General features: G+C 65.8%; 6 protein-coding genes. 4 read left to right on the top strand and 2 right to left on the bottom strand.

Features of this window, described 5'->3' with window-relative positions; all coding sequences use genetic code 11:
• Nucleotides 1-18: 18 nt before the first annotated feature.
• Nucleotides 19-1,125, bottom strand: coding sequence for an NADH:flavin oxidoreductase (locus WAZ62_RS14245; protein WP_422644201.1), 1,107 nt, complete (start codon nucleotides 1,123-1,125; stop codon nucleotides 19-21).
• 79 nt (nucleotides 1,126-1,204) lie between these two features.
• Nucleotides 1,205-2,707, bottom strand: coding sequence for a PLP-dependent aminotransferase family protein (locus tag WAZ62_RS14240; RefSeq protein ID WP_422644200.1), 1,503 nt, complete (start codon nucleotides 2,705-2,707; stop codon nucleotides 1,205-1,207).
• Nucleotides 2,708-2,877: 170 nt separating this feature from the next.
• On the opposite strand from WAZ62_RS14240, the gene WAZ62_RS14235 reads away from it, so the two are divergent.
• The 4 genes from WAZ62_RS14235 to WAZ62_RS14220 form a co-directional block, all read left to right on the top strand.
• Nucleotides 2,878-3,993, top strand: coding sequence for an extracellular solute-binding protein (locus WAZ62_RS14235; RefSeq protein WP_422644199.1), 1,116 nt, complete (start codon nucleotides 2,878-2,880; stop codon nucleotides 3,991-3,993).
• 266 nt (nucleotides 3,994-4,259) lie between these two features.
• A complete protein-coding gene (locus WAZ62_RS14230; RefSeq protein WP_422644198.1) occupies nucleotides 4,260-5,345 on the top strand; it encodes an ABC transporter ATP-binding protein in 1,086 nt (361 codons plus the stop codon).
• Between the two features lie 5 nt (nucleotides 5,346-5,350).
• A complete protein-coding gene (locus tag WAZ62_RS14225) occupies nucleotides 5,351-6,271 on the top strand; it encodes an ABC transporter permease (protein ID WP_422644197.1) in 921 nt (306 codons plus the stop codon).
• On the top strand, nucleotides 6,268-7,317 hold a 1,050-nt coding region (locus WAZ62_RS14220; RefSeq protein ID WP_422644196.1), incomplete at its 3' end, for an ABC transporter permease. The genes WAZ62_RS14225 and WAZ62_RS14220, both read left to right, overlap by 4 nt.

Raw genomic sequence — 7,317 nt, 5'->3', positions numbered from 1 at the left:
GGCCCCCCGGGCCGGTGATCAGACCAGTTCGACCAGCACGTCCTTGCTGTAGGCCTTCAGGTCGGCGAAGCGGCCGGCCTTCACGACATTGGACCAGTCGGGATTGGCCAGGAGGGCGCGGCCGATGGCGACGAGGTCGAATTCGCCCCGCTCCATCCGCTCGACCAGACTGTCGATCGCGGCGATCTCGGCCCCCTGACCGGCGAAGGCGGCGATGAAATCATCCGAGCCGCCGAGGGAGACCGAGCCCACCGTGATCGTCGGCTTGCCGGTCAGCTTCTTGGTCCAGCCGGCGAGATTGAGGTCCGAGCCCTCGAATTCCGGCTCCCAGAAGCGGCGGGTCGAGCAATGGAAGACATCGACGCCGGCATCGACGAAGGGCAGCACGAAGGCTTCCCATTCGGCCGGGGTATCGGCCAGGCGCCTGGTGAAATCCTGCTGCTTCCACTGCGACAGGCGGAGGATCAGCGGGAAGTCCGGGCCGACGGCGGCGCGGGCCGCCTTGACGATCTCGACCCCGAAGCGACCGCGAGCGACGAGATCGCCGCCCCATTTGTCGGTGCGCTCGTTGGTGCCGTCCCAGAAGAACTGGTCGATCAGATAGCCGTGGGCGCCATGGAATTCGGCGGCATCGAAGCCGAGGCGCCTGGCGTCGGCGGCGCCCTTGGCGAAGGCGGCGATGATGTCGCCGATCTCGCTGTCGGTCAGGGTGTGGCCGCTGCGCTTGCCCGGCACCTTGAGGCCCGAGGGGCCGACGCTGGGCACGTCCGGATTAAAGACCTGCTTGGGGTTGCGCATCATGCCGAGATGCCAGAGCTGCGGCGCGATCAGCCCGCCTTCCGCGTGCACGGCCTCGACCACCTTGGCCCAGCCGTCGAGGGCATCGCCATGGAAGCGTGGATAATTGTCGGAACCCGAGGCCGCCGGATGGTCGATCGTCGTCCCCTCGGTCACGATCAGGCCGACGCCGCCCGCCGCCCGCTTGCGGTAATATTCGACGACATTGGCGCCCGGAACGCCCTTGGGCGAGAAATCGCGGGTCATGGGGGCCATGACGATGCGATTCTTCATGTGCAGGGTCTTCACGTCGAAGGGGCGGAAAAGCACACTGTTCTTGTCGGTCATGGGATCATTTTTCCGGACGTTGCCTCGTGATGGAGGCGACGGTGGCAATTTCGCAATCGCCTGACCACCCCCCTTTTTATCAGGGCCCGTCACGCCTCAGATCATCGATCGCCAGATGTAGTTCGGCGAGGCCGGGCGCGATCAGCTCGGGTGCGATCGCCGCGAAACCGAGGCGGATCGTGTTGCGCGGCGGGTCGTCGCCGATGAAATGGATATCGCCCGGCTCGACCAGCACGCCGCGCTTGGCCGCCTGGCGCTGGAGGTCCCAGCAGTCGATCCCGTCCGGCAGGCGCACCCAGACGGCGGAGCCGCCGGTGGTCGCGGTCACCCGGCATTCCGGCAGCAGGCGGGCGAGTTCGCGCTGCATCGCCGTCCATTTCCGGGCCAGTTGATCCCGCGTCCGCCGGATATGGGCATCGAGATGGCCCTCGACGATGAAGATCGCCATGGCGCGCTGATCATGGGCGGAAGGATGGCGATACATCAGCCGGCGCAGCGCCCGCATCTCGCGGATCAGAGGCTCGGGCGCGACGGCGAAACCGAGGCGAAGGCCGGGAAACAGCGCCTTCGACAGACTGCCGAGATAGATCGTCCGGCCGGAATTGTCGAAACTCTTGAGGGCGCCGCGCTGGGCGCCGATAAAATTCAGCTCGTGCTCGTAATCATCCTCGATCAGCAGGACATCGCTGCCCCGCGCCGCCTCGACAAGGGCGATCCGGCGTTGCAGCGACAGGGTGACCGAGGTCGGCGACTGGTGGCTGGGCGTCACATAGACGAGATTGCAATCCGCCATCCGCTCGTCGACGACGACGCCATTCGAATCGACCGGCAGCGGCACCAGATCCGCCCCGGTCGCCGTGAAGATGTTGCGGGCATCGACATAGCCGGGATTTTCCAGCCCAACCCGGGTGCCCGGCCCCGACAGAAGCTGCCCGACCATGTAGAGCGCGTTCTGCGAGCCGATGGTGATCAGCACCTCCTCCGGCCGGGCCTTCAGCCCGCGCTGGGGCAACACGCGGGAGATGATCTGTTCGACCAGCATGGGGTCGTCGGCGTCGATCAGGTCGCCCACCCAGGCATTGCTGTGATAGGGCGTGCCGGCGAGCCGCGTGCAGTCGCGCCAGCGGGCGATGGAAATCTTGTCCGTCGTCACCTGGCCGTAGATGAAGGGATAGCGGTAGTCGCGCCAGTTCGCCGGCTTCACGATGTTGCGATGATGCGAGGGGTGCTGGCGCAGCCGCTCGGTCCAGGCCTTGCCTTCCGCCGCGTCGCCCCGGAACAGGGACGACGGCCGATAGTCGAGGCGCACGTTCAGTTGCTGGCGGACATATTGCTCGTTGATGAAATGGCCCCGGCGCCGCACGGGGGTCAGGTAACCATCCTCGACCAGCCTCTCGTAGACGAGGACGACGGTATTGCGCGAGACGCCGATACCGGCCGCCAGATCGCGCGTGGCCGGCAGCGGCAGATGCGGCGGCACCCCGCCGTCGAGGATCGCCTCGACCAGCCGGTCGTGCACCTGTTGCTGCAGCCCCCGGTCATGATCCAGCGGCTCGAGAAAATAGCGGTCCAGCAGGCTCATATCTGGCACCAAAAAAATCTGCCTGTGGATCTAATACCGATCCACCGTCTCGACCTAGCGTTTTTGCGCCGCACCAATGATGCGGCCGGTCCGACAAGCCCCGCAGGGGGCGGGGCTCAATCAGGCGAAGGAGTGGGTCTATGGCATCGAAGAATCGCATGGGCAAAGGCGTGAGCCGTCGTTCCGTGCTGAAGGGTGTCGCCGCGGGGGGCGCCGCGCTCGCCATGCCGGCGATCATCAGCCGCGGCGCACTCGCCTCCTCGGGCGAGATCAACATCATGATGTGGTCGGACTATCTCCCGGATTCCTTCCGCGAGGCCTTCACCAAGAAGACCGGCATCAAGATCAACTTCACCGGCATCGGCTCGAACGACGACATCCTGAACAAGATGAAGGCGACGAACGGCCAGGGCTTCGACCTGATCACGCCGACCATGAACCGGTCGCTGCTGTGGGAGCCGCTCGGCCTCGTCCAGCCCTTCGACATGAAGAAGATCGCGATCGAGAAGGTGAATCCCGCCATGGCCAAGGCGGGCGAGACCAACTGGAACTTCGGCGGCAAGGGCCAGATGTGGGTTCCGCATATCTGGGGCACCGAGGGCGTGGCCTGGCGCACCGACAAATTCACGCCGAAGGGCGAATTCCCGTCCTATGGCGACATCTGGGACGACGCCAACGCCGGCAAGACCATGGGCCGTGGCCATTCCTGCATGTTGGGCGCGGGCCTCGCCCTCGAACACGCCGGCACATGGGCGCCGGGCACCATCTGGTCGGCCTATGAGACCCCCGAGAAGCTGACCGAGGTCTGGACCAAGCTGACCGAATACTGCATCTCGAAGAAGAAGAACCTGAAACTTCTGTGGAACGACGCCGATACCCAGAAGAACGGCCTCCTGAACGAGGGCGTGATCGTCGGCCAGACCTGGGACGGCCCGCCGCTGGCCCTCAAGACCGCGGGCGAGCCCGTGATGTACCGCGCCCCCGTCGAAGGCGCGATGGCCTGGGTGGACGGTCTGGCGCTGCCGGTCGGCGCCAAGAACATCGATCAGGTCTATGCCTTCATCGAAGCCTGCTACGACCCCGCCCTCGCCGGCGAGGCGATCAAGACCCATGGCTATAATTCGCCGGTCACGGGCGCCGAGAAATATGCCGGCGACGTCTATGCCAAGAACTTCGGCGACGCCTATCCGGGCGATGCCCTGGCCAAGCTGAATCCCTGGCCGCCGGAAGCCCCCTGGTATGCCGAAAAGCGCGCGGAATTTGTCAACAAGTTCATGAGCGCGTGACGGCCGTCCGGGCCGGCGCGGGGGGCGCGCCGGCCCGGATGATTCATTCGCCGTCGATGTGACGGCCACTGCAGCGGTGAATGCCCATCGAAGCGAGATTTCTGTTTCCTGCGTCGTTGCCGCTCTCTACAGCGGCATCCCGCGGACGGGGCCGATGCCGGCGGCCCCGTCCACGGATGTTCCCGCCCCGCGGGGACATGGCGCAGGTCGCCTCCGTTCCGCCCCCCGTCGTTTCGTTTTGTCACAAGCTCTGATCGGATGCGTGCATGACCAAGACCGTCACCCTGGATCATGTTTCGATCCGCTTCGGCCAATATCTCGCGGTCGACGACGCGCACCTCGAGATCGCCGGCGGCGAATTCTTTTCCTTCCTCGGGCCGTCCGGTTGCGGCAAGACCACGCTGCTGCGCTGCGTCTCGGGTTTCGTGCAGCCGACCGAGGGACGGGTGCTGATCGGCGGCGACGACATGCGGGGGGTAGGCCCCAACAAGCGGCCGACCGCGCTGATTTTCCAGAATCTCGCCCTGTTTCCCCTGATGTCCGTGGCCGAGAACATCGCCTTCCCGCTCGAGGTGCGCGGGGTCTCGAAACGGGACCGGCGGAAGCGCGCGGATGAACTGCTCGACCTGATCGCCCTGCCGGGCGAGGGCGACAAGAAGGTGACGGAGCTTTCGGGCGGCCAGCGCCAGCGCGTGGCGATCGCCCGCGCCCTCGCCGTCCAGCCGGACATTCTGCTCCTCGACGAGCCCCTGTCGGCCCTCGACCTCAAGCTGCGCCAGCACATGCGGACGGAGCTGCGCGAGATTCAGCGCCGGGTGGGCCTGACCTTCATCTACATCACCCACGATCAGGGCGAGGCCCTGACCATGTCCGACCGGGTGGCGGTGATGAGCCGGGGCGTGATCGAACAGGTGGCCGATCCGGTCACCCTCTACGACCGGCCGAAGACCGCCTTCGTCGCCTCCTTCGTCGGCGAGAGCAACGCGATCCCCGGCAAGGTGACGGCGCGCGACGGTGAAGTCGTCGAGATCGAGAGCGCGGCCGGCCAGCGCCTGCGCGGCATCGCCGCCGGCGGCCGGCACTACCCGATCGGCGAATCCTGCCTGCTCTTCGTCCGGCCCGAACAGATGCGTCCCGATGGCGGCGCCGCCAATGTCATCGAAACGCGGCTGGCGGGCGATGAATTCGAAGGCAATGCCCGGCACCTGCTGCTCGATGCCGGGGGCCAGCGCCTGCGCATGATGCTGGTCAACGACGGCCGGATGCCCGAGGTTCCGGACAGCACGATCATGGCCGGCTTCGACATCGAAAGCGCCCTCGTGCTGCCCGACGGGCCGCTGGCCAAGGGTTGACGGCCATGCGTCTGTTGTTCGATCTCAAGGCGCTGTTCGCCCGCTATGGCGTCGGTGTCGGCACCTTCATCTCCCTTGCCATCAGCCTGTGGGTCTTCATCCTGATCCTGCTGCCGCAGATCGCGATGGTGGTCATGTCCTTCAGCCACAATCTGCCCCCGGCCGAGCAGGGCGGGCCGAAGGATGTCTATACGATGTCCAACTACGCCTATTTCCTGTTCGGCAACGACGGCGGCTTCAACACGCTGCATCTGACGATCATGGCGAAGACCGTGGTCGCCTCGGTCGTCGTCACCATCTTCGACCTGATCCTGTGCTATCCGATCGCCTTCGTGCTGGCCCATGGCGCGAAGCCCAATGTCGCGCGGCTGATGGTGGTCGGGCTGATCGTGCCCTATTGGATCAACGAGGTGCTGCGCGCCTTCGCCTTCCGCATCCTGTTCGGCTCGACCGGCCTCGTGAACGGCATCGGCCTCTCGCTTGGCCTGTGGGCGGAGCCCGTCGACTTCATCCGCGAGGATGTCGCGCTTTATGCCGGGCTGACCTATGCCTATATCCTCCTGATGATCTTCCCGATCTACAACGCGATCGAAGCCCTCGACCGCAACCAGATCGAGGCGGCGCGGGACATGGGCGCCAGCTGGTGGCGCATCCACTGGCGCGTGGTGATCCCCATGGCCAAGCCCGGCATCGCGTCCGGCTCGACCATGGTCTTCATGCTGACGACGGGCGCGCTGGCCGCGCCGCAGATCCTGGGCGGGCCGTCGAACCTGTGGTTCACCCAGCTCGTCTATCAATGGTTCAACGATGCCTCGAACTGGTCGCGCGGCTCGGCCTACGCGGTCATCCTCGTCGTCGTCTGCATCCTCTTCACCTTCCTGATGATGCGGGTGTTCAAGGTCTCCATCGGGGAGATCGGCCGATGACATCCGCGACCATCACCCGCATGGGCACCGCCGCCTTCTGCCTGCTGTTCTTCGGCTTCCTGTTCGGGCCGCTGATCATCATGGTGGTGACGGCGTTCAATTCGTCGTCCTTCCCGCGCATCGTGCCGTGGGACTGTTTCACCACCGACTGGTTCGGCAAGCTGGCCAATGACGCCAAGCTGCTGCACGGCCTCGGCAATTCTCTGATCATCGGGGCGGGCGTCGTCGCCCTGGCGACCCCGGTCGGCCTCGCGGCCGCCCTTGCCCTGTCGGAAGCGGGACCTCGGTTGCGCGGCATTCTCTATACCGTGTTCATCGGTCCCATTCTGATGCCGGGCATCGTCATCGGCATTTCGACCCTGCTGTTCTGGGGCAAGATCGGCACCGGTCTCGGCTTCGGCTTCGATTCGATCTTCTTCGACGGCTTCTTCCTGACCATCCTCGGTCAGGTCTGCTTCATCTCGGCCTATTCGATGCTGGTGTTCATGGCCCGGCTGCAGCGCTTCGACCACACGCTGACCGAGGCCGCGCTCGACATGGGCGCGACGCCGGCCCAGGCCTTCGCCAAGATCCTCCTGCCCTTCCTGCGCCCGGCGATCTTCTCGAGCGCGGTGCTCGCCTTCCTCGCCTCGCTCGAGAATTACAATACGACGGTGTTCTCGATCGTCGCCGAAAGCACCTTCACCACGGAACTCGCCTCCAAGGTCCGGCTCGGCATCGATCCTTCGATTTCGGCGGTCGCCGTCGTCATCATCGCCATCACCCTGACCGGCGCCATCATCCACGAGGCCTGGCAGCGACGGGCCCAGGCCCTCGCCCAGGGCGGCGCGGCGGCGCAAGCCATCCTGGCCAATCCGGCGGCGGCCTTCATCCGCCACCCGGCGACGGTCGGCGCCCTGCTGCTCGCCCTCGCCGGGATCGCGGTCTACTACGGCAAGGGCCATGACTCGCGGGCCTGCGAACAGTCGATCCTCGACGCCAAGCTGCTGGAACAGCAGCGCCTGCAGGACGAAATGCGCGCCCGCACCCAGCAGCAGGCTCCGGCC

It is taken from the genome of Zavarzinia sp. (genome assembly GCF_049306435.1).
Taxonomy (GTDB): Bacteria; Pseudomonadota; Alphaproteobacteria; order Zavarziniales; family Zavarziniaceae; genus Zavarzinia.
The sequence above is the reverse complement of the archived record's forward strand: the minus strand, read 5'-3'. Positions and strand labels throughout refer to the sequence as shown.